Source organism: Streptomyces sp. NPDC026246 (assembly GCF_055567995.1).
Genome location: NZ_JBVHPJ010000007.1, coordinates 70419 through 91659, shown reverse-complemented (window position 1 = coordinate 91659; position 21241 = coordinate 70419). Strand labels below are relative to the sequence as shown.

20 protein-coding genes are annotated in these 21241 nt (G+C 74.0%); 14 read left to right on the top strand and 6 right to left on the bottom strand.

Going from position 1 to position 21241, the window contains the following annotated elements; translation table 11 throughout:
• Positions 1 to 814, bottom strand: an 814-nt coding sequence (locus tag ACZ4M5_RS18920; protein WP_467738207.1) for a hypothetical protein, incomplete at its 3' end; no start/stop codon positions are given.
• A gap of 153 nt (positions 815 to 967) precedes the next feature.
• Here ACZ4M5_RS18920 and hmgA point away from each other — a divergent pair.
• The 4 genes from hmgA to ACZ4M5_RS18900 all read left to right on the top strand — a co-directional run bounded on the left by hmgA (position 968) and on the right by ACZ4M5_RS18900 (position 4526).
• Positions 968 to 2320 carry a homogentisate 1,2-dioxygenase gene (hmgA, locus tag ACZ4M5_RS18915; RefSeq protein ID WP_467738205.1) on the top strand — a complete coding sequence of 451 codons (1353 nt, stop codon included), beginning with the start codon at positions 968 to 970 and terminating at the stop codon, positions 2318 to 2320.
• Between the two features lie 27 nt (positions 2321 to 2347).
• Positions 2348 to 3097 (top strand): GntR family transcriptional regulator, encoded by a 750-nt coding sequence (locus ACZ4M5_RS18910; RefSeq protein ID WP_467738203.1) that lies wholly within the window; start codon positions 2348 to 2350, stop codon positions 3095 to 3097.
• Between the two features lie 70 nt (positions 3098 to 3167).
• Positions 3168 to 4328 (top strand): type ISP restriction/modification enzyme, encoded by a 1161-nt coding sequence (locus tag ACZ4M5_RS18905; protein WP_467738201.1) that lies wholly within the window; start codon positions 3168 to 3170, stop codon positions 4326 to 4328.
• Positions 4329 to 4403: 75 nt separating this feature from the next.
• The gene (locus ACZ4M5_RS18900; protein ID WP_467738199.1) at positions 4404 to 4526 is read left to right on the top strand and encodes a hypothetical protein; all 123 of its coding nucleotides are present in this window, start codon (positions 4404 to 4406) and stop codon (positions 4524 to 4526) included.
• Between the two features lie 182 nt (positions 4527 to 4708).
• Here ACZ4M5_RS18900 and ACZ4M5_RS18895 read toward each other — a convergent pair whose 3' ends face one another.
• The 3 genes from ACZ4M5_RS18895 to ACZ4M5_RS18885 form a co-directional block, all read right to left on the bottom strand.
• The gene (locus ACZ4M5_RS18895) at positions 4709 to 4975 is read right to left on the bottom strand and encodes a hypothetical protein (RefSeq protein WP_383503623.1); all 267 of its coding nucleotides are present in this window, start codon (positions 4973 to 4975) and stop codon (positions 4709 to 4711) included.
• Positions 4976 to 5101: 126 nt separating this feature from the next.
• Positions 5102 to 5917, bottom strand: a complete 816-nt coding sequence (locus tag ACZ4M5_RS18890; protein WP_467738196.1) for an anti-sigma factor — start codon at positions 5915 to 5917, stop codon at positions 5102 to 5104.
• Complete coding sequence (locus tag ACZ4M5_RS18885; RefSeq protein WP_467738194.1) at positions 5914 to 6456, bottom strand: sigma-70 family RNA polymerase sigma factor; 543 nt, start codon at positions 6454 to 6456, stop codon at positions 5914 to 5916. Before ACZ4M5_RS18885 ends, ACZ4M5_RS18890 begins: the two co-directional genes overlap by 4 nt.
• Positions 6457 to 6683: 227 nt before the next feature.
• Between ACZ4M5_RS18885 and ACZ4M5_RS18880 the strand changes: the two genes are divergently transcribed.
• The 4 genes from ACZ4M5_RS18880 (at position 6684) to ACZ4M5_RS18865 (ending at position 13252) form a co-directional block, all read left to right on the top strand.
• Positions 6684 to 8216, top strand: coding sequence for a DUF4331 domain-containing protein (locus ACZ4M5_RS18880; RefSeq protein ID WP_467738192.1), 1533 nt, complete (start codon positions 6684 to 6686; stop codon positions 8214 to 8216).
• Between the two features lie 101 nt (positions 8217 to 8317).
• Positions 8318 to 9913 (top strand): tetratricopeptide repeat protein, encoded by a 1596-nt coding sequence (locus ACZ4M5_RS18875; RefSeq protein WP_467738191.1) that lies wholly within the window; start codon positions 8318 to 8320, stop codon positions 9911 to 9913.
• Entirely contained in the window at positions 9910 to 11544 is a 1635-nt protein-coding gene (locus ACZ4M5_RS18870; protein WP_467738189.1) for a nickel transporter, read from the top strand. The genes ACZ4M5_RS18875 and ACZ4M5_RS18870 overlap by 4 nt, the downstream gene beginning before the upstream one ends.
• Before the next feature lie 79 nt (positions 11545 to 11623).
• On the top strand, positions 11624 to 13252 hold the full coding sequence (locus ACZ4M5_RS18865; RefSeq protein ID WP_467738187.1) for a serine/threonine-protein kinase: 1629 nt from the start codon (positions 11624 to 11626) through the stop codon (positions 13250 to 13252).
• Positions 13253 to 13283: 31 nt separating this feature from the next.
• On the opposite strand, the gene ACZ4M5_RS18860 is transcribed toward ACZ4M5_RS18865, so the two are convergent.
• On the bottom strand, positions 13284 to 14090 hold the full coding sequence (locus tag ACZ4M5_RS18860; RefSeq protein ID WP_467738185.1) for an SGNH/GDSL hydrolase family protein: 807 nt from the start codon (positions 14088 to 14090) through the stop codon (positions 13284 to 13286).
• Between the two features lie 337 nt (positions 14091 to 14427).
• Here ACZ4M5_RS18860 and ACZ4M5_RS18855 point away from each other — a divergent pair, with 337 nt between their 5' ends.
• From ACZ4M5_RS18855 to ACZ4M5_RS18830, 6 genes are all read left to right on the top strand, one after another.
• Entirely contained in the window at positions 14428 to 15633 is a 1206-nt protein-coding gene (locus ACZ4M5_RS18855) for a S8 family peptidase (protein WP_467738183.1), read from the top strand.
• Positions 15634 to 16144: 511 nt separating this feature from the next.
• The gene (locus ACZ4M5_RS18850; RefSeq protein WP_467738182.1) at positions 16145 to 16969 is read left to right on the top strand and encodes a glycosyltransferase family 2 protein; all 825 of its coding nucleotides are present in this window, start codon (positions 16145 to 16147) and stop codon (positions 16967 to 16969) included.
• Entirely contained in the window at positions 16966 to 18024 is a 1059-nt protein-coding gene (locus ACZ4M5_RS18845; protein WP_467738180.1) for a glycosyltransferase family 2 protein, read from the top strand. The genes ACZ4M5_RS18850 and ACZ4M5_RS18845 overlap by 4 nt, the downstream gene beginning before the upstream one ends.
• A complete protein-coding gene (locus ACZ4M5_RS18840) occupies positions 18021 to 18821 on the top strand; it encodes a polysaccharide deacetylase family protein (protein ID WP_467738178.1) in 801 nt (266 codons plus the stop codon). Before ACZ4M5_RS18845 ends, ACZ4M5_RS18840 begins: the two co-directional genes overlap by 4 nt.
• A 74-nt stretch (positions 18822 to 18895) precedes the next feature.
• Positions 18896 to 19990, top strand: a complete 1095-nt coding sequence (locus tag ACZ4M5_RS18835; RefSeq protein WP_467738176.1) for a DUF5925 domain-containing protein — start codon at positions 18896 to 18898, stop codon at positions 19988 to 19990.
• A gap of 33 nt (positions 19991 to 20023) precedes the next feature.
• The gene (locus ACZ4M5_RS18830) at positions 20024 to 20794 is read left to right on the top strand and encodes a DUF72 domain-containing protein (RefSeq protein WP_467738174.1); all 771 of its coding nucleotides are present in this window, start codon (positions 20024 to 20026) and stop codon (positions 20792 to 20794) included.
• Between the two features lie 25 nt (positions 20795 to 20819).
• Here the strand turns inward: ACZ4M5_RS18830 and ACZ4M5_RS18825 are convergent, their stop codons facing one another.
• Positions 20820 to 21188: a GntR family transcriptional regulator gene (locus tag ACZ4M5_RS18825; RefSeq protein WP_467738172.1), complete on the bottom strand. Its 369-nt coding sequence runs from the start codon at positions 21186 to 21188 to the stop codon at positions 20820 to 20822.
• Positions 21189 to 21241 lie beyond the last annotated feature (53 nt).

Genomic DNA, 21241 nt, shown 5'->3' with positions numbered 1-21241 from the left:
CCAGGGCCCGCCCGTCCGGGGAAGGACCGGCGAGCAGGCCGCCTGCGGGAGGCAGGGTCTGCCGGCCGGCCTCCCCCTGCTGAGGACGTCCAGCCGCGGCGCCGGGCGGCCTCAGCCGGCCGGCGGCCCCCTTCCCCGCCGTGCGCCGGGCGACCCGGGTGGGCGCGCCCCGCCGGTCGGCGGCGGCGCCGGGCAGCGCTTGTGCCCCGCCCCCGCTCGGGGCGGCCCGCCCGGCTGCCGGGCGCGGTGACGCGTGCCCGTTAGTCCCGCCCTGCGGCGTCTGCCCGCCCCCGCTGCCGGGGGGCCGCTCCCCCGGGCCCGGCCGGGAGGCCGTGATGTCGGCCGTGCTCTCCACCGGCTCGCCGTCGACCGCCCACACCGTGCCGTCGTCGGCGTGGAGGCGGGCCGTGACGTGGTGCGTGCCGCGGGGGACGAGGTCCGCGGCCAGGCGGTACTCCGGGGCGCGGAGCCGTGCGACCAGGCGGCCGTCGACGTAGAGGTGCGCGAGGCCACGCCCCGCGGCCGCCCGGGGCGTGGTCCCGGCCGGCGAGAAGCGGAAGTTCCGCACGCGCAGCCGTACGTCCCAGGCACCGGCCGCGTCGGGCTGCACCTCGACACCGACGCCCGGTGCCCCCTCCGGCTCCACCTCGCGATACGCCCGCCCCTGCTGGTCCCGGTCGTCCAGGAGCCGGCCCACGGGTGCGGGCGAGTCCTGCCGCTCCCGGGCGTCACCGCCGGAGCCGCAGCCCGCGAGTCCGGCCGGCACGAGGACGCAGACCGCGAGCACGGCGAGAGGTGCACGTGTCCACGACATGCCCGGGAGCGTAGAACACACGTCCGGAGCGGCGGATCGTCCTCAAGTCGGGTTCAGGTCATCCGTGAAGAGGAGGGCCGTGTCCCTCTTGCGCCGGGGAAATCGCAATCCTACGGTGCTCCATAGGAATCGGAACACAAGGGAGCAGCACACATGGGCGATGGGGGCACCACCCGCGCGAGCGCGGTCGGGCGCGGGGAAGCGCGGAAGACCGCCGAAGGGCTGACCTATCTCTCCGGCTTCGGCAACGAGCACAGCTCGGAAGCCGTCCCGGGCGCACTGCCCGAGGGCCGCAACTCACCCCAGCGGGCGCCGCTGGGGCTCTACGCGGAGCAGCTGAGCGGCACGGCCTTCACCGAGCCGCGGGCACACAACCGCCGCTCCTGGCTGTACCGGATCCGGCCCTCGGCCGCGCACCCGGCGTTCACCCGCACCGACAACGGCTCCCTGCGCACCGCGCCCTTCACCCAGACCGTGCCCGATCCCAACCGCCTGCGCTGGAACCCGCTGCCGGACCCGGCGCCCGGGACCGACTTCCTCGCAGGGCTGTGGACCCTCGGCGGCAACGGCGACGCCACCCAGCGCACCGGCATCGCGGTCCACCTGTACGCCGCCGACGTCTCCATGGACCGGGTGTTCAGCGACGCCGACGGCGAGCTGCTGATCGTGCCGGAGCGGGGAGGGCTGCTGCTGCGCACGGAGTTCGGCCTGCTTCATGTGGAGCCGGGCCATGTGGCGCTCATCCCGCGTGGTGTCCGCTTCCGTGTGGAGCTCCTGGACGATTCCGCCCGCGGTTATGTGTGCGAGAACTACGGCGCTCCTTTCCGCCTGCCCGACCTGGGCCCGATCGGCGCCAACGGCCTGGCGAACCCGAGGGACTTCCACGCCCCCGTCGCGGCCTACGAGGACGTCGAGGGCCCGGTGGAGGTGGTGAACAAGTTCTGCGGCAACCTGTGGACGGCCACCTACGACCACTCCCCCCTCGACGTCGTCGCCTGGCACGGCAACCATGTGCCCTACGTCTACGACCTGCGCCGCTTCAACGCGCTCGGCACCATCACCTACGACCACCCCGACCCGTCGATCTTCACCGTCCTGACGTCCCCGTCGGACACCCCGGGCCTGGCGGGGGTCGACTTCGTGGTGTTCGCTCCGCGCTGGCTCGTCGGTGAGGACACCTTCCGGCCGCCGTACTTCCACCGGAACGTGATGAGCGAGTACATGGGCCTGATCGAGGGCGCCTACGACGCCAAGGCGGAGGGCTTCGTACCGGGCGGCGGCTCGCTGCACAACATGATGTCGGCGCACGGACCGGACCGGGAGACCTTCGAGCGGGCGAGCGCCGCCGAGCTGAAGCCGCAGAAGATCGACGACGGACTGGCGTTCATGTTCGAGACGCGCTGGCCGCTGAGCCTCACCCCGCACGCGGCCGGGGCGGAGCACCTCCAGCAGCGCTACGACGACGTGTGGCAGGGCCTGCAGCGGCACTTCCGCCCCTTGCACTGATCATTTCCTGACGGTACGGATGACCCCGTGACCTCCTTCGCCCCGGACTCGATCGTCCTGAACCGCAAGCTGCCGCTCTGGTACCAGGTCTCGCAGTCGCTGCGCGCCTCGATCCTCGGCCGCTCGCCCCAGGACCCGCTGCGCCTGCCCACCGAGGAGCAGCTGGCGGGGCACTACGGCGTGAGCGTGCTGACCATGCGGCAGGCGCTGAAGGAGCTGGAGGACGAGGGGCTGATCTCCCGCCACCGCCGGCGGGGGACGTTCATCGAGCCGGACGCGCGCCGGGGCTCCCCCGTGCGGCTGCTCGGTTCGGTGGACGCGATCGTGGCCCAGCAGTCCGGGATGACGACCGAACTGCTGGAGCACGGCACGGTCCCCGTCCCGGGCGAACTGGCCGAGTTCTTCCCGGACCTGGTGGAGGTGTCGGCGTACCACCGGTTGCGCAGCGACGAGAAGACCGGGGAGCCGACCAATCACGCCCGCAACCACGTGCGCCCCGAACTGGCCGCGCAGATCGACCTGGACGACCTCGTGCGGTGGCCGATGACGAAGGTGCTGCGGGACGTGGTGGGAGCGGACATCAGCCGCATCACGGACACGGTGGAGGCGCGGCTGGCCGACCCGGAGACGGCACGGCTGCTGCGCGTGCCCTTGCTGAGCCCGATCCTGCACTACACGGGCGTGACCTACGACGCGGACGGGCGGGCCCTGGACGTGGCCGTCATCCACTACCGGGGCGACCGGTTCTCCTTCACCGTGACCCTGGACGCGACCTGAGCGCCGCGCATCGGGCAGGGCGTGCGGGGTGGTTCCCCGCGCCCCCTGGTGAGCCGGCACACGTCGTACGATGCGGGGCGTGACGCACGACGACGCTCCGCCGCTGGCGGACCTCATGCCGTGGTCCGTCGCACCGCCGCGGCTCGGCCGGGGGTGGCCGGCGGGCCCCGACGCGGCAGCCGTGAAGGCGCGTTGGGACGCGCTGCTGAAGGCCGAGGGGCCCGACCGGGAGGCATTGTTCGAACCGAGCCGCTCGCGCACCCTGCACACGGCGGTCGGCCGGCTGCCGGGCCGGACGGGCGCCGGCACGGAACGGCTGGCGCGCGCGTCCGGACCCTGCCCGGAGCCGGTGCGGGTCCTGCTGGCGCCCTTCGACGAGCAGTGGCTCATCCCGGACCAGCGGCTGATCGACGCCGCCCGCCCGGAGCTGTGGCGGGTCGCCGACGAGGAGCAGGTGTTCGTCGTGGAGGCCCCGGGGACGCTCGACTCCCCGCTGCTGTTCACCTCGCTGCTCCCCCTGCTGCGCCCCGGCCGGGTGCGTCCGCTGTTCCGCCGCCCCGGCGGCCGGGAGCCGAACCTGGCGCCCGGACTGGTGGACTGGCTGGGCCGTCGCCTCGGTGCCGTACCGTCGCCGCTCGACGTGCTGGCGTGGATCGCGGCCGCCGTCCGGCCGGACCTCACCGTCCCGCTCACCGGGGACCCGGACGCCTGGGCGAGGGGCCTGGAGCACGGGCACCGGCTGCTGTGGCTGATGCGCCGGGACGGCGAGCGGCCCAAGCTGCCCGGCGGCCGCCGCCCCTACGTCCGCGCGCCGCTCCCGTCCCGCCCCGTGGCCCTGCGCTACGACCGCGAGGAGGAGGCCCTGTTCGTGGACGAGGGCCGCATCTCCCCGGTGCCGCCGCAGGCGTGGGACTTCGAGGCGGGCGGGGTCCGGGTGCTGGAGCAGTGGTTCGCGGCGCGGGTCGCCGAGCCCGAGCCCGGGACGCTCGCGGCGATCCGCCCGACCGTGTGGCCGCAGACCTGGACCTCGGAACTGCTGGAGCTGATCACGGTCCTGGCGCTGCTCGCCGACCTGCGGGCGACGGAGGAGGAGCCCGCGGTGCCCGACCCGGTCACCGCGACGGAGCTGACCGGGGCGGGCGTGCTCCCGGCACCGGCCGCGGCCCGCCGCCCCGCCTCCGTCCTGGACGGCACCGAGGAAGGCCCGGAGGGCCAACTCGCCCTGCTCTAGCCCGCCGAGCGGCGCGGAGCCCTCCGAGGGCAGTTCTCGGAGCTCTCCGACGCGACCGGGCCGGGAGGCGTCCCGGTGGCCGACGGGGCGGCCTGGCCGATGGCCCGTCCCGTCGCGGGGTCACTGCTGTGGTGTGCCGTGCTGCTCGCGCTGTCCGGGGCCGCGGCGGAGCGGGATTACGCCCGCGGAGAGCGGTGAGCGGGCGTGCTGCGGCACCGGAGCCGGGTGCGGCCCCCGGTCACTGCCGGGCGGGGAGGGGCGTCGACGGGGGGCGTGCCGCGCTCGGGAACACACCCGGTGCCTGCTGCGTGCCGTGGGGATGACGGACGACGAGTGCGCAGCGGACGCCGGGGGCGGTGTGACCGCCCGAGCGCGGGACCCTACCTGCCGCCGAACAGCGAGCGGCGCAGTCGGCGCAGCGGCGCGAAGAGCGAGACGCGGCGCACGCGCGCGCCCCTGCCACTGCGGTCGTGCGGCCGACGCGCGGTCAGTTCGCGCATCAGCGAGGTGGCCTCGACCGTCTCCCGCTGAGGGACGGCGGGACCGCCCAGCACCGAGAGGTGGCGGTCGAGGCGCGAACTGGTCGCGCTGCTCCCGCAGGTGATCGCAGGGACCCTGGCCCTGCTGCGCACTGTTATCTGTTCCATGTCACTCCCCACCCGTACGAGTCCACCCGGCCCGGGCAGGTTAACCCTATCGTCCCGACCGGGCACACGTGTATCGCGGTCACAGGATTCACCTTCCCCGTAAGGGGGTTGACGATGTGTCGCCGACTACTCTCCGAATCCAACACTTTTCAGGGCGAGTTGGACGAGGGGCTGGCTGGTGGGCTGCGGCGAGCCTCCCGCGGGTTCGACGGTCACGGCCAGTGACGTCGCGGAGGACCCCAAACCCGTCGCGACCAGGGGCGTGTCGCCCTCGAACAGCCCGAGCGAGCGAGGTTGTGCGCCCGGGCGCATGAGCCACAACTGGTGCACGCGGCCACCCGCCGGGGCGCCGTATCCGCCGAGGGTGACGACCGCGCTCCCCTCCGTGGCGGAAGCGATCACTCCGATCGTGCGGCCCCGGGCGTCCCGTCCACTGCTCGCACGGGCGTCCGGAGCAGCGAGAACGTGGGCGATCTCACGTGACCGGTCCCGCTCGGCGGTCAGTTCGTCCTGGGTCCGGTTCGCCTGCACCCCGAACAGGGAGGCCACGACGAGGGCCGCGGCGGCGGTGGCCGTCGCGAAGGGGACGAACAGCGGGATCCGCCGCCGCGTCCGCTGCCGCGGCGGCGGCCGGACGCCCCACACGTGCGGCGGCAACTGCGGGGCGTGCGGACGCGCCGCCTCCCGCTTCCCCTGCGGTGCCGGCTCCTGCGGGGTGACGCGGACGGCCGCCATGACCCGGTCCCGCATCGCCGGCGGGGCCGGGACCGCGGCGGACCGGGCGAGGCGGACGGCGTCCTCGGACAGGGCGCGCACCTCGCCGGCGCACCGGTCGCACCCGGCGAGGTGCTTCTCGAAGCGGACCCGCTCGGCGGGTTCCAGGGCGTCGAGCGCGTAGGGCGCGGCCAGGGAGTGCGGGTCCTCGCGTCGCAACAGGCTCATGCCACCCCTCCCAGGCACTCGCGCATCCGGGTCAGTCCGTCGCGCATCCGCGTCTTGACCGTCCCCAGCGGCAGGGACAGGTGCTCGGCCACCTCACGGTAGGTGTAGCCCTCGTAGTAGGCGAGGGTGACCGACTGGCGTTGCAGCACCGTGAGCCGGTCCAGACAGCGGCGCACCCACTCGCGCTCCAGCCCCGCCTCGACCTCCTCCGTGACGTGGTCGAAGGCGGGCTGGTTCGCCCGCAGCGCCTCGCGCTGCTCGCGCTCCCCGGCCGCGCGGGCGCTGCGCACCCGGTCGACGGCCCGGCGGTGGGCGAGGGTGAGGATCCAGGACATGGCACTGCCCCGGCCCGGGTCGAACCGCGCGGCGGACCGCCACATCTCCAGCAGCACCTCCTGAGCCACCTCCTCCGACTGGGCGGGGTCGCGCACCACACGCCGTACGAGTCCGAACACCGGGCCGGACACCAGCCCGTACAACTCCTCGAAGGCTCCCTGGTCCCCGCCTGCCACGAGCAGCAGCAGCTCGTCCGCCTCCACTCGGTCCCCCTCTCCGAGGCCGCACCGGGCCTGTCCCCTCACACGAGGCATTCGCAACGCACACACCTCCGGACGGTGTTACGGATCCGGGCGGCGAAAACGCGGGTCACGCGGCGATGAAACAAGATCCCGGACCGGCCGTAAGAACGGTTGAGATTCGACCAATCCGCTTCGCCGGCCGCTCCGAATGGCGTGTGTCAGGCAAGTTGGCACGGAGGACGGACGGCATGACACCTATCTCCAGGAACGGTGCGGGACGCAGGAGCATCGCGACCGCGGTGTGTGGCGCGCTGGCCGCCGGCGGGCTCGCGGCCGCCGGCGTGACCGCGCTGGAACCTGAGGCGGCCTCCGCCTCCAGCCACCGCGAGGCCCCGCTGATCTCCGGCACCCCGCAGTACGACAACACCGACGTGTACGCGTTCGTCAGCCCGGACAAGCCGGACACGACCACCATCGTCGCGAACTGGATCCCGTTCGAGGAACCGGCCGGCGGGCCCAACTTCTTCCCGTTCGCGGAGGACGCCCAGTACGACCTGCGCATCGACCGGGACGGGGACGCCCAGGAGGACCTGGTCTTCCGCTACACGTTCAAGACGCACACCAAGAACAAGAAGACGTTCCTCTACAACACCGGCCCTGTCGAGAGCCTCGACGACCCCGACCTCAACGTCACGCAGACCTACGACATCGAACTGATCAAGCTGCGCCACCTGAAGGCCGTGTCGAAGACCAAGGTGGCCGACGACGTGCCCGTGGCCCCCTCCAACGTGGGCAAGGCCTCGATGCCGGACTACGCGACGCTGCGCAAGCAGGCCGTGCACGAACTCGCGGGCGGGGCGCAGACGTTCGCCGGGCAGGCCGACGACCCGTTCTTCCTGGACCTGCGCGTCTTCGACCTGCTGTACGGCGGGAACCTCTCCGAGGTCGGCAATGACACCCTCAAGGGCTACAACGTCAATTCCATAGCCCTGCAGGTGCCCAGCAGCCTCGTCGCCGAGTCCCACGAGCAGCCCGTGATCGGCATCTGGTCGACGACCCAGCGCAAGAACGCCCGCGGCTACTTCACGCAGGTCTCGCGCCTGGGCAATCCGCTGGTCAACGAGGTCGTCAACCCGCTGAAGGACAAGGACCGGTTCAACGCGGCCACGCCCCGCGACGACGCGAAGTTCCTGAAGAACGTCACCAACCCGGAGCTGCCCAAGCTCATCGAGGCGATCTACAAGATCCCGGCGCCCGCCGAACCGCGCAACGACCTGGTCGACGTGTTCCTCAAGGGCGTCAAGGACCTCAACCAGCCGCCCCACGTGACGCCGTCGGAGCAGCTCCGCCTGAACACCTCGATCAAGCCTGCCGCCGAGCCCAAGCGGCTGGGCGTCCTCGACGGTGACAACGCCGGCTTCCCCAACGGCCGCCGCCTCACCGACGACGTGATCGACGCCTCGCTCCAGGTCGTCGAGGGCGAGCTGGTGGGCTCGAAGAACGACCTGGGTGACGCGGTCGACAAGAACGACAAGGAGTTCGAGAAGTCCTTCCCGTACGTCGCCCTGCCGACCGAGGGATCGCGCGGCCCGCTCGCCAAGGGCGTGGACGGCGGCAACGACGTGCGCAGCCAGCTCGGCGACGCGCTCCGGCCCGCCGGTGCGCAGGGCGCGGACGACACACGCCTGATCGCCGCGTCCGCCGGGGCCGGGGCGGGCGGCATCGTCCTGATCGGCGCGGCCCTGATGTGGTGGCGCCGCATGCGGAACCGGGCGTACTGAGCCGTTTCGCCCCGCAGACAGGCGCGGCCCGGTCCCGTCCCCCACGGCGCGGGCCGCGCCGCCGATCTCCGCCCCGCACAGCCGACCGACCGAGGAATTCCATGCCTGCGCACACGACCGACAGCACACCGGAGCCGCCGGACGACACCGGCGCCGGCACGGGAGCCGGCACCGGCACGGGAGCCGACACCGGCACGGCTGACGACGCCGACTCGGTGAACGGCCGTGCCGGGACCGGCGGTTCGGCGGAGGCACGCGCTCACGCCGATCCCTCGACCGCGGCCGGCACCGAGGGCGGGGCCGGGGAGGCCGATGCCGCCCGGCGCGTGGCCGTGCTGCGGCGGGCCGCCGAGGGGGGTCGGCGCTGGCGGGCCCTGCATCAGGCCGGGTGCGCCGCGCTGCTGGCCGTGGCGCTGACCGGCGGGGCCATCGCCCTCGGCAGCGGCCAGGACGGCCCGGCCGGGGCCGCCGCCGTGTCCGCGGCCGGGGCGCTGTCACCCGGTGACCTCGCCCGGGGCGACCTGGGCGCGGCGGTCGGGTCCCTGCAGCGCCATCTGCGGGCCCAGCCGAAGGACTTCGGGAGCTGGGCCACGCTCGGGGTCGCCTACGTGGAGCAGGCCCGCACCGCGGGCGACCCCTCCCGCTACCCGCAGGCGGAGCGCGCGCTGCGGCGGTCCCTCGCGCTCCGGCCGGGCAACGACCAGGCCCTCGCCGGCCGCGCCGCCCTGGCCGCCGCCCGGCACGACTTCACCGGCGCCCTCGCCCACGCCGACCGGGCCCTGAAGCAGAACCCCTACAACGAGCGCGCCCTGTGCACCCGTGTCGACGCGCTCGTCGAACTGGGCCGCTACGACGACGCCGCCGAGGCGGTGCGGACCGCCGACGACCGGCGTCCCGGCGTGCCGGTCTTCACCCGCTACGCGTACGTGCACGAACTGCGCGGCGACGTGCGCACGGCGCGCGAGGTGCTGCACCGCGCGCTGGACTCGGCCCGCTCCCCCTCGGACGTGGCGTACGTGGCCACCGCGCTGGGCCAGCTGGCCTGGAGCCAGGGCGATCACCGGCAGGCCCTGGCCCACTACGCCCGCGCGCTGGCCGCCGACGACGCCTACCTCCCGGCGCTGGAGGGCCGCGCCCGCGCCCAGGCCGCGAGCGGTGACCGCGCGGCGGCCGTGAAAGGGCTGGAGCAGGTCGTGGTCCGCTCGCCGCTGCCCGGACCGCTCGTCGCCCTCGGCGAGCTGTACGAGGCCCGCGGCGCCGACGGCGACCGGGCGAAGGCCCGCGACCAGTACGCGCTCGTCGACGCCTGGACGGCCCTGGCCCGCGCGGGCGGCGTGAACGCCGACCTCGACTCGGCCATGGCGGCCGCCGACCACGGCGACAGGAGGGAGGCCCTGCGCGCGGCCCGCGCCGAGTGGGACCGCCGGCACAGCGTGCACACCGCGGACGCCCTCGCCTGGGCCCTGCACGTCAACGGCCGTGACGCGGAGGCCCTCCCCCTCGCCCGGCGGGCGACCGCCACCGGCTACCGCAACGCCGCCTTCCTCTACCACCGCGGGGTCATCGAGCGCGCCGCCGGAGACCCCCGGGCGGCCCGAACCCACCTGAAGGCGGCCCTGGAGCTGAACCCCGGCTTCTCGCCGCTCGGTGCGCGCGAGGCCCGTACCGCACTCGACGACCTGGAGGAGAACCGGTGATCCTGCGCCGGCTGTCCGCGTCCGGCGCCGCCGTCCTCACGGCCGCCTGCGCGCTCACCCTGCTGCCCGCCGCCACGGCGAGCGCCCACCCGCTGGGCAACTTCACCGTCAACCGCTACGACGGACTCGTCGCCACCCCCGGTGCGTTGCGGGTCCACCACGTCGAGGACCTCGCGGAGATCCCGGCGACCCAGGCGAAGCCCGACGTCGAGCGGCTCGGCCTGCACATGTGGGCGCGGGAGCGGTGCGCCACGGCCGCGGCGGACAGCCGCGTCACCGTCGGCGGCCGGCCCGCCGTCCTCACCGTCGAACGCGGCCACGCGCGCGTGCGGCCCGGTCAGGCGGGACTGGACACCCTCCGTGTGGAGTGCGAGCTGACCGCCCCACTGCCGCCGGGCAAGGAGACCGTGTCCCTGTCCTTCCGGGGCGCGGGGGCCTCCTCCGGCCCCGGCTGGCGGGAAATCACGGCTCGGGGCGACCGGATGACACTCACCGCGTCCGACGTGCCCGGGACGTCTCTGTCGCAGGAACTGACCCGCTATCCGGAGGAGTTGCTCTCCTCCCCCGCCGACACCGCGTCCGCCGCCCTGCGCGTGCGCCCCGGCGGCCCGGCCCTGGCCGGGGAGGAGCGCGACGCCCCGGCGGCCTCGGTGCTGCCGCGCGGTGCCGACCGCTGGACGCGGGCCCTCGACGAACTGGTCGCCCGGCACGACCTCACCGCCGGATTCGCCGCGCTGGCCCTCGGCATCGCCGTGGTCCTGGGCGCGATGCACGCCCTTGCACCGGGCCACGGCAAGACCATCATGGCCGCGACGGCGGCGGCCCGGGGCGGCCGGGCCCGGATGAAGGACGTCCTGCCCATGGCCGCCTCCGTGACGGTCACCCACACCCTGGGCGTGGTCGCCCTCGGCCTGCTGGTGACGGCGGGTTCGGCGGCGGCCCCCTCGGTGATCGCCTGGCTCGGTGTCGCCAGCGGGCTGCTGGTGACACTGGCGGGCGCGAGCCTGGTCCGCCGCGCCCTGCGCGACCGCCCCCGCGCCCATGCGCACGACCACCCGCACGAGCACGGTCACGACCACCCCCACGGGCACAGTCACGGCCACGGGCACGCGCACAGTCACGACCACCCCCACGAGGAGGGCGGCCACCACCACGACCACGGGCACGAGCACGGCCACCCCCACGACCCCGGCCCCGGCCCCTCGCACGACGGTCGGCACCCCGACCGCCACGCTCACGGGGTCGTGCACACCCACGGCGGGTTCACCCACTCCCACCCCGTGGCCCCCACCCTGCGCGGCACCGTCCTCATGGGCTTCGCCGGCGGCCTCGTGCCCAGTCCGTCGGCCGTCGTCGTGCTGGTGGGGGCCGCCGCCCTCGGCCAGGCCTGGTTCGGGCTGCTCCTGGTGGTCGCGTACGGCGTCGGCCTGGCGCTGACCCTGACCGCCGCCGGGTACGCGGTCGTCAAAGCCGGCAGCGGCATGACCCGGCTGCTGGACCGGCGCCCGCGCTGGACGGCGGGTCCGGTGGCCGCCCTGGTCCGGCGTACCGCCCCGCTCGGCTCCGCCTTCGCCGTCGTCGTCCTCGGGGCCGGACTGGTGTTCAAGGGGGCGGCATCCGCACTGGGCTGAGTCACGTGCGTGAGGAAAACCGGCGTGCCGGGGAAGACAGACCTCGTGGAGATTCCGCCCGGCTGCGAATGGGGGCGCCGTGTCCGAAGAACCGGGTCGCGAACGGGTGATCGCGGGTCGCTACCGACTGCTGTCCCCGCTCGGCGAGGGCGGCATGGGGACGGTGTGGCGCGCCCGTGACGAGGTGCTGAACCGTGAGGTCGCCGTCAAGGAGGTGCGGGCCCCCGCCGGGCTCGCCGCCGACGACGTGCAGCGCCTGTACGCCCGGCTGGAGCGGGAGGCGTGGGCGGCCGCCCGGGTGGCCGACCGCAACGTGGTCACGGTGTACGACGTGGCGACGGACGACGACCGGCCCTGGATCGTCATGGAGCTGGTCCGGGGCCTGTCCCTGGCCGAGGTGCTGGACGCCGAGGGCCCGATGGCGCCGCAGCGGGCCGCGCACATCGGCGCCGAGGTGCTGGCCGCGCTGCGCTCCGCCCACGAGGCGGGGGTGCTGCACCGGGACGTGAAGCCGGCCAACGTGCTGATCGCGAACGACGGCCGCGTGGTGCTCACCGACTTCGGCATCGCCACGGTCGAGGGCAGCTCCGCGCTGACCATGACCGGCGAGGTCATCGGCTCGCCCGAGTTCCTCGCCCCGGAGCGCGCGCTCGGCCGCACACCCGGCCCGGAGTCGGACCTGTGGTCGCTGGGTGTGCTGCTGTACGCGGCGGTCGAGGGCCACTCCCCGTTCCGGCACGACACCCCGCTGAGCACCTTGCGCGCCATCGTGGACGAGGAGTTGCCGCCGCCGTACCGGGCCGGTCCGCTCACCCCCGTGATCGAGGGGCTGCTGCGCAAGGACCCCGGGCAGCGGCTGCCGGCCGGGCGGGCGGAGCAGGACCTGCGGATCGTGGCGGCGGGCGGTTCGCCGCGTGCGGACACGACCAGGGCGATGCCCTTCCCGCCGACGGCCGCGGTCCGCCCCGAGCACTCCCCCGGGGCGCCGGTGCCGTTCCCCGGCCGCGGCTCCGGAACGGGACCGGACACCACGTCCGTCACGGGTCCGGATCGCGACCGCAGGGCGGGCCGGGTGCTGGTCGCAGGGGTGATCGCGCTGGCGCTCGCCGTGGGCGGGCTGACGTACGCGCTGCTGCACGACGGCGGCGACGGCGACGGGAGGGACGGCAGGGGCGCCGGGGCGAGTTCGCCCGCAGAGGCCGGGGACACCGGGGAGAAGGACGAAGGGAGCGGGAAGCCCAGTCCGTCCCCGACGCCGAGCGAGCGGGAGAGCGAGAAGAGCAGCCCGCCGCCGCAGTCGGTGCGGGTCGGTCTGGACGGGGCGCGTACGCGCTACTCGGGCACATGCCCGCCGCCGGGCGTCCGGGCGCCGCGCTTCACCGCGACGCTGACGGTGGGGACGCTCCCGGCCGAGGTGCGCTACCGCTGGAGGACCGGGGACGGCCAGGTGCTCGACGAGGGCTGGAAGACGCTGTCGTTCCCGGAGGGCGGCAGCCGTACGAAGCGGGACACGGTGACCGTGACGACGGACGAGGAGTCCGGGACCTTCGAGAACGAGATCAGTGTCGAGGTGCGGGAGCCGGTGCGGACGACGTCCGACGCGGTGCCGTTCTCGATCACCTGTGAGACGGAGACCCCGACGGACGGGGCCTCCCCTTCTCCTTCGGTCACGGACGAGGGCACGGAGCCGGGATCGGGCTCCGGCTGACCGCCCGGGGTGGGCGGCCGGTGGGGGCCGGTCAGTCGTTGGCGTTCAGGACCGGAAGGTAGCCGCCCGACTGGCCGGGGGCCTTCGGGTGGTAGGACTCGCCGATGTTCAGCCAGTTCACGCTGTGCAGCCAGGAGTCGCCGGAGCAGATCTCGTGGCCGGTGAAGGTGGAGCGGACGTCCCCGAAGGCGAAGCCGTGGTCGGCGGCGCGCTTGCCGATGGTGTTGTTGAGGAGGTCGGAGGCGTCGTTGATGGCCTTGCGCTTGGCCTCGGACAGGCCGAGGCAGGTGGTGCCGAGCTTGTAGAAGCGGGGGTAGCCGAGGACGACGACCTTGGCGTTGGGGGCCTTGGAGCGGATCGCCGAGTACACGCCGTCGAGCTTGCCGGGGAGCGTGGATTCGACGTAGGCGCGGGCGGTGTTGATGCGGGAGAGGCAGGCGCTGTCGGACTGGGTCACACAGGTCGTCATGACGTCGGCGAAGCCGGCGTCGTTGCCGCCGATGCTGAGGGACACGAGTGCGGTGGTGCCGCTCAGCGGGCCGAGCTGTCCGGACAGAACATCACCCGTTCGGGCGCCGGAACAAGCCGTGAAGTCGAACGCCGAGGGTGAGTTGGCGGCGGCCCAGAGGTAGGGGTAGGCCTTCGTGCTGCGCTTGCAGTCGCCACTGGAACCGATGTAGCTGCCGGCGCCCACTCCCGAGGAGTAGGAGTCACCGAGCGCTGCGTACGGGCCAGTTGCGGCGAGCGCGGACGCCTGCGCCGTGGCTGCCCCGGTGAGGGCGGTGCCGGCGGCGAGGAGGAGCGAGCTCACGAAGACGACAAGTCGGGAACGTCTCATGGAACCTCCCTTTAGCAGGATCTCTGCCACAACCGTGGTAGCAGCTACGCGTGTTGACAGGAAGTGTCCATGCCAAGTTCTTTTCGTTCTCTTCACGCCGTGCGGCGCGTTCACGGCACGTGGGGGGAGCCTCAGGCGGGCGCTTGTTGCGTGCTCATGACAGGTTTATTGAGAGGTTCTCAACTCCCTTGTCCCGTAGGGATGTCCAGCTGAGGCTGGTCACCGGAACGGGAGCGGAACAGCACGCTCCCGGTCCGTGTGCGCGAGCACGCGCACACCCCCCACAGGACGCACGCCCCGCCCGGGCGCGCGCCGGCCGCAGGAGGACTCCCCCGTCATGGCTCAACCGCGAAGCAAGAGACTCGGAATCGCCGCGCTCACCTCACTGGCGACCGCCGCCCTGGTGGGCGGGCTCACCGCCCTGCCCGCCCAGGCCGCTCCGGCCGAGGGCCGGGTGCTGGCCGCGGACTCACCGACCGCGGTGACGAACAGCTACATCGTCACGCTCCGCAAGAGCGCCGGCCTGAAGGCGTCCTCGGCCGCGGCCAAGAGCCTCGTCAAGGGCTACGGCGGCTCGGTGGAGCGCACGTTCGGTGCCGCGCTGAACGGCTACACCGCCTCCCTCTCGGCCGGCGAGGCCCGGCGGCTGGCCGCCGACCCCGCGGTGGCCTCCGTGGAGCAGAACCAGCGTGTCTCCCTCGCCGCCACCCAGACCTCCGCCCCCTGGGGTCTGGACCGGATCGACCAGCCCTCCCTCCCGCTCTCCGGCACCTACACCTACCCCGACAGCGCGGGCAGCGGCGTCACCGTCTACGTGGTCGACACCGGCGTGCGCATCACCCACCAGCAGATCAGCGGCCGGGCCGCACACGGTTACGACGCCGTCGACGGCGACAACGACGCCTCCGACGGCAACGGCCACGGCACGCACGTGGCCACCACCGTCGCGGGCACCACCTACGGCGTCGCCAAGAAGGCGAGGATCGTGGGCGTGCGGGTGCTGAACAACAGCGGCTCGGGCACCACGGCCGGGGTGATCGCCGGCATCGACTGGGTCACGCGGAACCACTCCGGCCCCTCGGTCGCCAACCTGTCCCTCGGGGGCGGTGCCTCGACCGCCCTGGACACGGCGGTCCGCAACTCCATAGCGAGCGGCGTCACCTACGCCGTCGCCGCGGGCAACAGCAACACCTCCGCCTCCTCGTCCTCCCCGGCCCGGGTCGCCGAGGCGATCACCGTCGGCGCCACCACCAGCACCGACGCCCGGGCGAGCTACTCCAACCACGGCTCGGCCCTGGACCTGTTCGCACCCGGCTCCTCCATCACGGCCGGCTGGCACACGAGCGACACCGCGACCAACACCATCTCCGGCACCTCGATGGCCACCCCGCACGTGGCGGGCGCGGCGGCGGTCTACCTGGCGGGCCACCCCTCCGCCGGTCCCGCCCAGGTCGCCTCGGCCCTGGTGGCGGGCGCCGCCACCGGCAAGGTGACCGGCGCGGGTTCGGGGTCGCCGAACCGCCTGCTGCAGCTCGTCCGGTGACGCCGGCCGTCCGCGGGCTCCCGGGCGCGGACACCTGAGCAGCCGTTCCCCGCAGGCCCTGGCCGCCTCCGGGGAACGGCTCTTGTTACGCCCGAAAACGGTCAACTTGTGTCTCACCGAGCACACCGGGCAACGGCCAAACCAACAAAAACGGGAGTGGCCGTTCCAGGTCTTGCCATACGGGTTCAATCGTCAATACCGTCATACATCTCACCCGCATCGGTCCGTCAGTACGCGGCTCCAGGGGAGGGCTCAGGGACCGCGACGTACCGGCGCGGGGCGCGGTAGGGGGGTGCCGTGCTCGGTGACCGCAGTGGTCTCCGGGCCGTGCCGCGCGATCGGCTGCCGTTGTGACGGCCGGTCAGCTTTGCCAGCTCACCCGGCGTGCCGAAGCTCCATCTCGGCATGCCTCGCCGTCCCGGCGTGCCTCGGGTGAGAACCCCCCTTTCGACCCGGACTGGATCCGGACTGCCCTGGGGGGGCGGTCCACCGGACGAGAGGGCCCAGACTCATGAGTTCAGCTCTGCAGCCGGCCGTGACGGAAGAGCATCCGCCGACCGCAGCCAAGTACCGCCCCGTCTCCTCACACCTGGCCATCGCGCCGCCCGTGAGCGTCGTCATCCCGGCGATGAACGAGGCGGAGAACCTGCCGTACGTCTTCAAGACCCTGCCCGACTGGATCCACGAGGTGGTCCTGGTCGACGGCAACTCCACCGACGACACCGTCCAGGTGGCCCGCGAGCTGTGGCCCGGCGTCAAGGTCGTCGAGCAGCGCGGCAAGGGCAAGGGCGACGCTCTGATCACCGGCTTCCAGGCGTGCACCGGCGACATCATCGTGATGGTCGACGCGGACGGCTCGGCCGACGGCAACGAGATCGTGTCGTACGTCTCCGCGCTGGTCTCCGGCGCGGACTTCGCCAAGGGCTCCCGCTTCGCCAACGGCGGCGGCACCGACGACATGACCTTCATCCGCAAGCTCGGCAACTGGGCCCTGTGCACGGCCGTCAACCGCAAGTTCGGCGCCCGGTACACCGACCTGTGCTACGGCTACAACGCCTTCTGGCGGCACTGCCTGGACAAGATCGACCTGGACTGCACCGGCTTCGAGGTCGAGACCCTGATGAACATCCGGGTGGTGAAGGCCGGGCTGAAGGTGCAGGAGATCCCGAGCCACGAGTACTTGCGCATCCACGGCACGAGCAACCTGCGGGCCGTGCGGGACGGTCTGCGGGTCCTGCGCGTGATCCTCCAGGAGCGCTCCAACCGCCGTGCTCTGCGGCGCCGTTCGTCCCGGCCGTCGTCGGTGCCGGCGGCGGTGCGGGGAGAGGTGTCTTGAGCGGTCCCGACGTCTCCGTCGTGATCTGCGCGTACACCGAGGACCGCTGGGAGGACATCCTCGCGGCGGTCTCCTCGGTGCGGGCGCAGTCCCGGCCCGCGTCGGAGACGCTGCTGGTCGTCGACCACAACGAGACGCTCCGGGACCGGCTCGCGAGGGAGTACAAGGAGGCCGGCGAGGTGCGGGTGCTCGCCAACGCCGGTCCCCGCGGCCTGTCCGCCGGCCGCAACACCGGTATCGCGGCGGCCCGCGGCGAGATCGTGGCCTTCCTCGACGACGACGCCGTGGCCGAGCGGGACTGGCTGCGGCACTTCGCCGAGGCGTACGCCGATCCGCGGGTGATGGCGGTCGGCGGGCGCACGGTGCCTTCCTGGGCGTCGGGGCGGCGGCCGCACTGGTTCCCGGAGGAGTTCGACTGGGTGGTGGGCTGCACCTACCGGGGGCTGCCGCCCGGCCGGGTCCGGGTGCGCAACGTGCTGGGCGGCAACGCCTCGTTCCGCCGCAGCGCCTTCGACGCGGCCGGCGGTTTCGCCACCGGCATCGGCCGGGACGGCGACAAGCGCCCCCTGGGCTGCGAGGAGACGGAACTGTGCATCCGTCTGTCGCGGGCCCTGCCCGAGGCGGTGCTGCTGATCGACGACCGTGCGGTCATCCACCACCGCGTGCCCGCCGTGCGCGAGCGCTTCCGCTACTTCCGCTCCCGCACCTGGGCCGAAGGCCTGTCCAAGGCCCTCGTGGCCCGCAGCGTCGGCACGGACAAGGGCCTGGAGTCCGAACGCCGGTACGCCACCCGGGTCCTGCCGGCCGGGGTGGCCCGGGGCCTGCGCGACGCCCTGCTGGCCCGGCCGGGCGGTGCGGGCCGGGCCGGCGCGATCGTCGCCGGGGTGCTCACGGCGGCGGGCGGCTACCTCGTCGGCTCCCTCCGCGTGCGCCGCGGCGGCGCCACGTTCCGGGTGCCCGAGGTGACGACGGGCGCGGGTACCGCGGACGAGGCGGCGGCACCGGCGGTTCCCGCCCCCGGGCCGCGGGCCGTACGGGAAGGAGCCGGTTCGTGACCGACGCGCGGGTGCCGATCCTCATGTACCACGCGGTCGCCACCGATCCGAACCGGGCGACGCGCGCCCTGTCGGTCACCCCGGAGGCGTTCGCCGAGCAGATGGCGGTGCTCGCCGACCGGGGCCTCACGCCGCTCACCACGGCGGGGCTCGCCGCGTGCTGGCGCTCCGGCCGCCCGCTGCCCGGCCGGCCGGTCCTCGTCACCTTCGACGACGGCTACGAGGGCGTGCACCGGCACGCCCTGCCCGCCCTGGCCAAGCACGGCTTCCCGGCGACCCTGTTCGTCGCGACCGGCTGGCTGCGCGGACCGTACGACACCGGGGGCGGGCTGGACACCATGCTGGACTGGGACCAGGTCCGCGCGCTGGCGTCGGCCGGCGTCGAGATCGGCGGGCACAGCCACAGCCACCCGCAGCTCGACCAGGTCTCGGAGGCCACCCTGCGGTTCGAGCTGATCCACTGCAAGGAGATCGTCTCGGACCAGCTGGGCACCGTCCCGGCCTCGTTCGCCTATCCCTACGGCTACTCCACCCGCCGGGTCCGGCAGGTGGTGCGCGAGACGGGGTACGCACAGGCCCTCGCCGTCGGCAACGGCCTCGCGCGCCGGGCCCAGGGGCCGTACGCCCTGCGGCGGGTGACGGTGCGCCGCGACACGGGCATCGAGGAGTTCGAGCGGATGGTGGAGGGCCGGGCGATCGCCCGGACGTTCGCCCGGGACAGGGCCCTCACCCGGGGGTACGCCGTGGTGCGCCGGGCCCGGCGGGCGGCCCGCGCGGTCGCCCGGTCCGGCGGCTGACACGACCGGGCGGGACCCGCCGCGTGCACCGGAAAACGGGTGCACGCGGCGGTCCCGTGCCGGATCATGGCGGCATGTCTGGAAACCCGCACGAAACGCTGCCGATCCGGCTCAACGTCGACGACTCCGACTCCCCGTCCGACGTCGTCGACGCGCTGTTCCTCGGCCGCTTCGCGACGGGCGAGCAGCCGTACTCCCACGCGGCGAACATCGACCGGGTGCGCTCCGGCGCGACGCTGATGCCGCCCGGCGCGCGGGTCCTGCGCGTCGCCCGGGACGACGACCGCAGCGCCACCCTCGCCGAGGGCGACGGCTGGACGCTGCTCATCTCCCGCTGGAACCGCGGCGCCGACGTCACGGTGACGGCGACCAGCGCCGAGCTGGCGCAGAAGATCCTCGGCCAGGCCACCGACGGAGCGGCGGACGAACCCGAACCGCAGCCCGAGAACGTCGCGATGGGCTTCTGGTACGTCTCCCCGCGCCGCGGTCCGCACCGCACCACCCGGCAGATCGCGGCGGGCACCTGGGACGAGGTCCGGCCCAACTACACGGCGCCCGTCGCCGAGGCCATGGACCGGCTGATGAAGACCACGCCCGAGGACATCGCGGGCCGGCTGCTGCTGCTCCACGGCCCGCCCGGCACCGGCAAGACCTCCGCGCTGCGCACCCTCGCCCGGTCCTGGCGCGACTGGTGCCAGGTGGACTGCGTCCTGGACCCCGAGCGGCTGTTCTCCGACGTCGGCTACCTCATGGACATCGCCATCGGCGAGGACGACGCCGGCGGCAAGGGCCGCTGGCGGCTGCTGCTCCTGGAGGACTGCGACGAACTGATCCGCGGCGAGGCCAAGCACACCGCGGGCCAGGCGCTGTCCCGGCTGCTGAACCTGACCGACGGACTGCTCGGCCAGGGGCGCAACGTCCTGGTGGGAGTCACCACCAACGAGGACCTGGAGCGCCTGCACCCGGCCGTGGTCCGGCCGGGCCGCTGCCTGGCCCGCATCGAGGTGGGCCCGCTGACCCGCGCGGAGGCGGTGGGCTGGCTGGGCCGTGAGGACGGCGTCGGCCGCGAGGGCGCCACGCTGGCGGAGTTGTACGCCCTGCGCCGGGGCACGTCCCCGACGTCCCTGCCCGAGCCGCGCGGTGACGCCGACGCGGGCCTGTATCTGTAGGAGGTCCGTCCGCGCCGGTGTTTTGATGGGGCTATGACCCTGTTCGTGGGCACGTCCGGCTGGCAGTACAAGGACTGGCGGGGCGTGCTGTACCCGGCCGGGCTCCCGGTGCGGCTCTGGCTGGAGGAGTACGCGGCGCGCTTCGCCGCGGTCGAGATCAACAACGCCTTCTACCGGCTGCCGTCGCGGGAGACCTTCGAGGGCTGGCGGGAACGGGTGCCCGGGGACTTCGTGGTGGCCGTGAAGGCGAGCCGCTACCTGACCCACATCAAGCGGCTCAAGGAGCCCGAGGAGCCGGTGCACCGGCTGATGAGCCACGCGGCGGGTCTCGGCGACCGGCTCGGCCCGGTGCTGCTCCAGCTCCCGCCCACCCTGCGGGCCGACCCGGGTCTGCTGGACGCCTGCCTGGCCCGCTTCCCCGCCCCGGCCCGGGTGGCGGTGGAGCCCCGGCACGACTCGTGGTGGACCCCGCAGGTCCGCGCGGTGCTGGAGTCCCGGGGCGCCGCCCTGTGCTGGGCCGACGTCCTGGCCCGCCCGGCGACCCCGCTGTGGCGCACCACCGACTGGGGCTACGTCCGCTTCCACCAGGGACGCGCCCGGCCCTGGCCCCGCTACGGCCGGCGCTCGCTGGCCACCTGGCTCGACCGCATCGCCACCACCTGGCCGGACGGCGAGGACGTCTACGCGTACTTCAACAACGACCCGGGCGGCGCGGCGGTGGAGGACGCGATGGCCTTCGCCCGCATCGGGCGCTCGGCGGGCCTGGACCTCACACGGACGCCCGGGCGCCTGGTCCGCACCTGAGGGGTGCACCCGGCGGACGGGGAGCTCACCTCCCGTGGACCGCCCGCAGGGCGTCGCGGACCGCGGCCAGCGCGGCGTCCTCCCCCAGCCCGAGCCGGCGGGCCCGCTCCGCGTACGCCTGCGCGGCGGACGCCAGTTCCCGGTCGGCCGCCGCACCCGCGGCGGCCACGAACGTGCCGTTGCGCCCGCGCGTCTCGATCACCCCGTCCGCCTCCAGCGCCCGGTAGGCCTTGGCGACGGTGTTCGCCGCGAGGCCCAGCGACTCGGCCAGGCCCCGCACGGTCGGCAGCCGGTAGCCCACCGGCAGCGCACCGGAGCGCGCCTGTTCGGAGATCTGGGCCCGCACCTGCTCGTACGGCGGGGCGCTGTCGTCGATGTCGATGCTCAAGCTCACGGGCCGATTGTCCCGTACCCGGCGGAAAATGAGAGGCACCCGTGAGGAGTGCC

Coding starts and splice junctions, on each gene's coding strand:
- ACZ4M5_RS18880 (WP_467738192.1), top strand. CDS start 6,684: ATGACACCTATCTCCAGGAACGGTGCGGGACGCAGGAGCATCGCGACC.
- ACZ4M5_RS18850 (WP_467738182.1), top strand. CDS start 16,145: ATGAGTTCAGCTCTGCAGCCGGCCGTGACGGAAGAGCATCCGCCGACC.
- ACZ4M5_RS18855 (WP_467738183.1), top strand. CDS start 14,428: ATGGCTCAACCGCGAAGCAAGAGACTCGGAATCGCCGCGCTCACCTCA.
- ACZ4M5_RS18835 (WP_467738176.1), top strand. CDS start 18,896: ATGTCTGGAAACCCGCACGAAACGCTGCCGATCCGGCTCAACGTCGAC.
- ACZ4M5_RS18860 (WP_467738185.1), bottom strand. CDS start 14,090: ATGAGACGTTCCCGACTTGTCGTCTTCGTGAGCTCGCTCCTCCTCGCC.
- hmgA (WP_467738205.1), top strand. CDS start 968: ATGGGCGATGGGGGCACCACCCGCGCGAGCGCGGTCGGGCGCGGGGAA.
- ACZ4M5_RS18905 (WP_467738201.1), top strand. CDS start 3,168: ATGCGGGGCGTGACGCACGACGACGCTCCGCCGCTGGCGGACCTCATG.
- ACZ4M5_RS18890 (WP_467738196.1), bottom strand. CDS start 5,917: ATGAGCCTGTTGCGACGCGAGGACCCGCACTCCCTGGCCGCGCCCTAC.
- ACZ4M5_RS18830 (WP_467738174.1), top strand. CDS start 20,024: ATGACCCTGTTCGTGGGCACGTCCGGCTGGCAGTACAAGGACTGGCGG.
- ACZ4M5_RS18875 (WP_467738191.1), top strand. CDS start 8,318: ATGCCTGCGCACACGACCGACAGCACACCGGAGCCGCCGGACGACACC.
- ACZ4M5_RS18895 (WP_383503623.1), bottom strand. CDS start 4,975: ATGGAACAGATAACAGTGCGCAGCAGGGCCAGGGTCCCTGCGATCACC.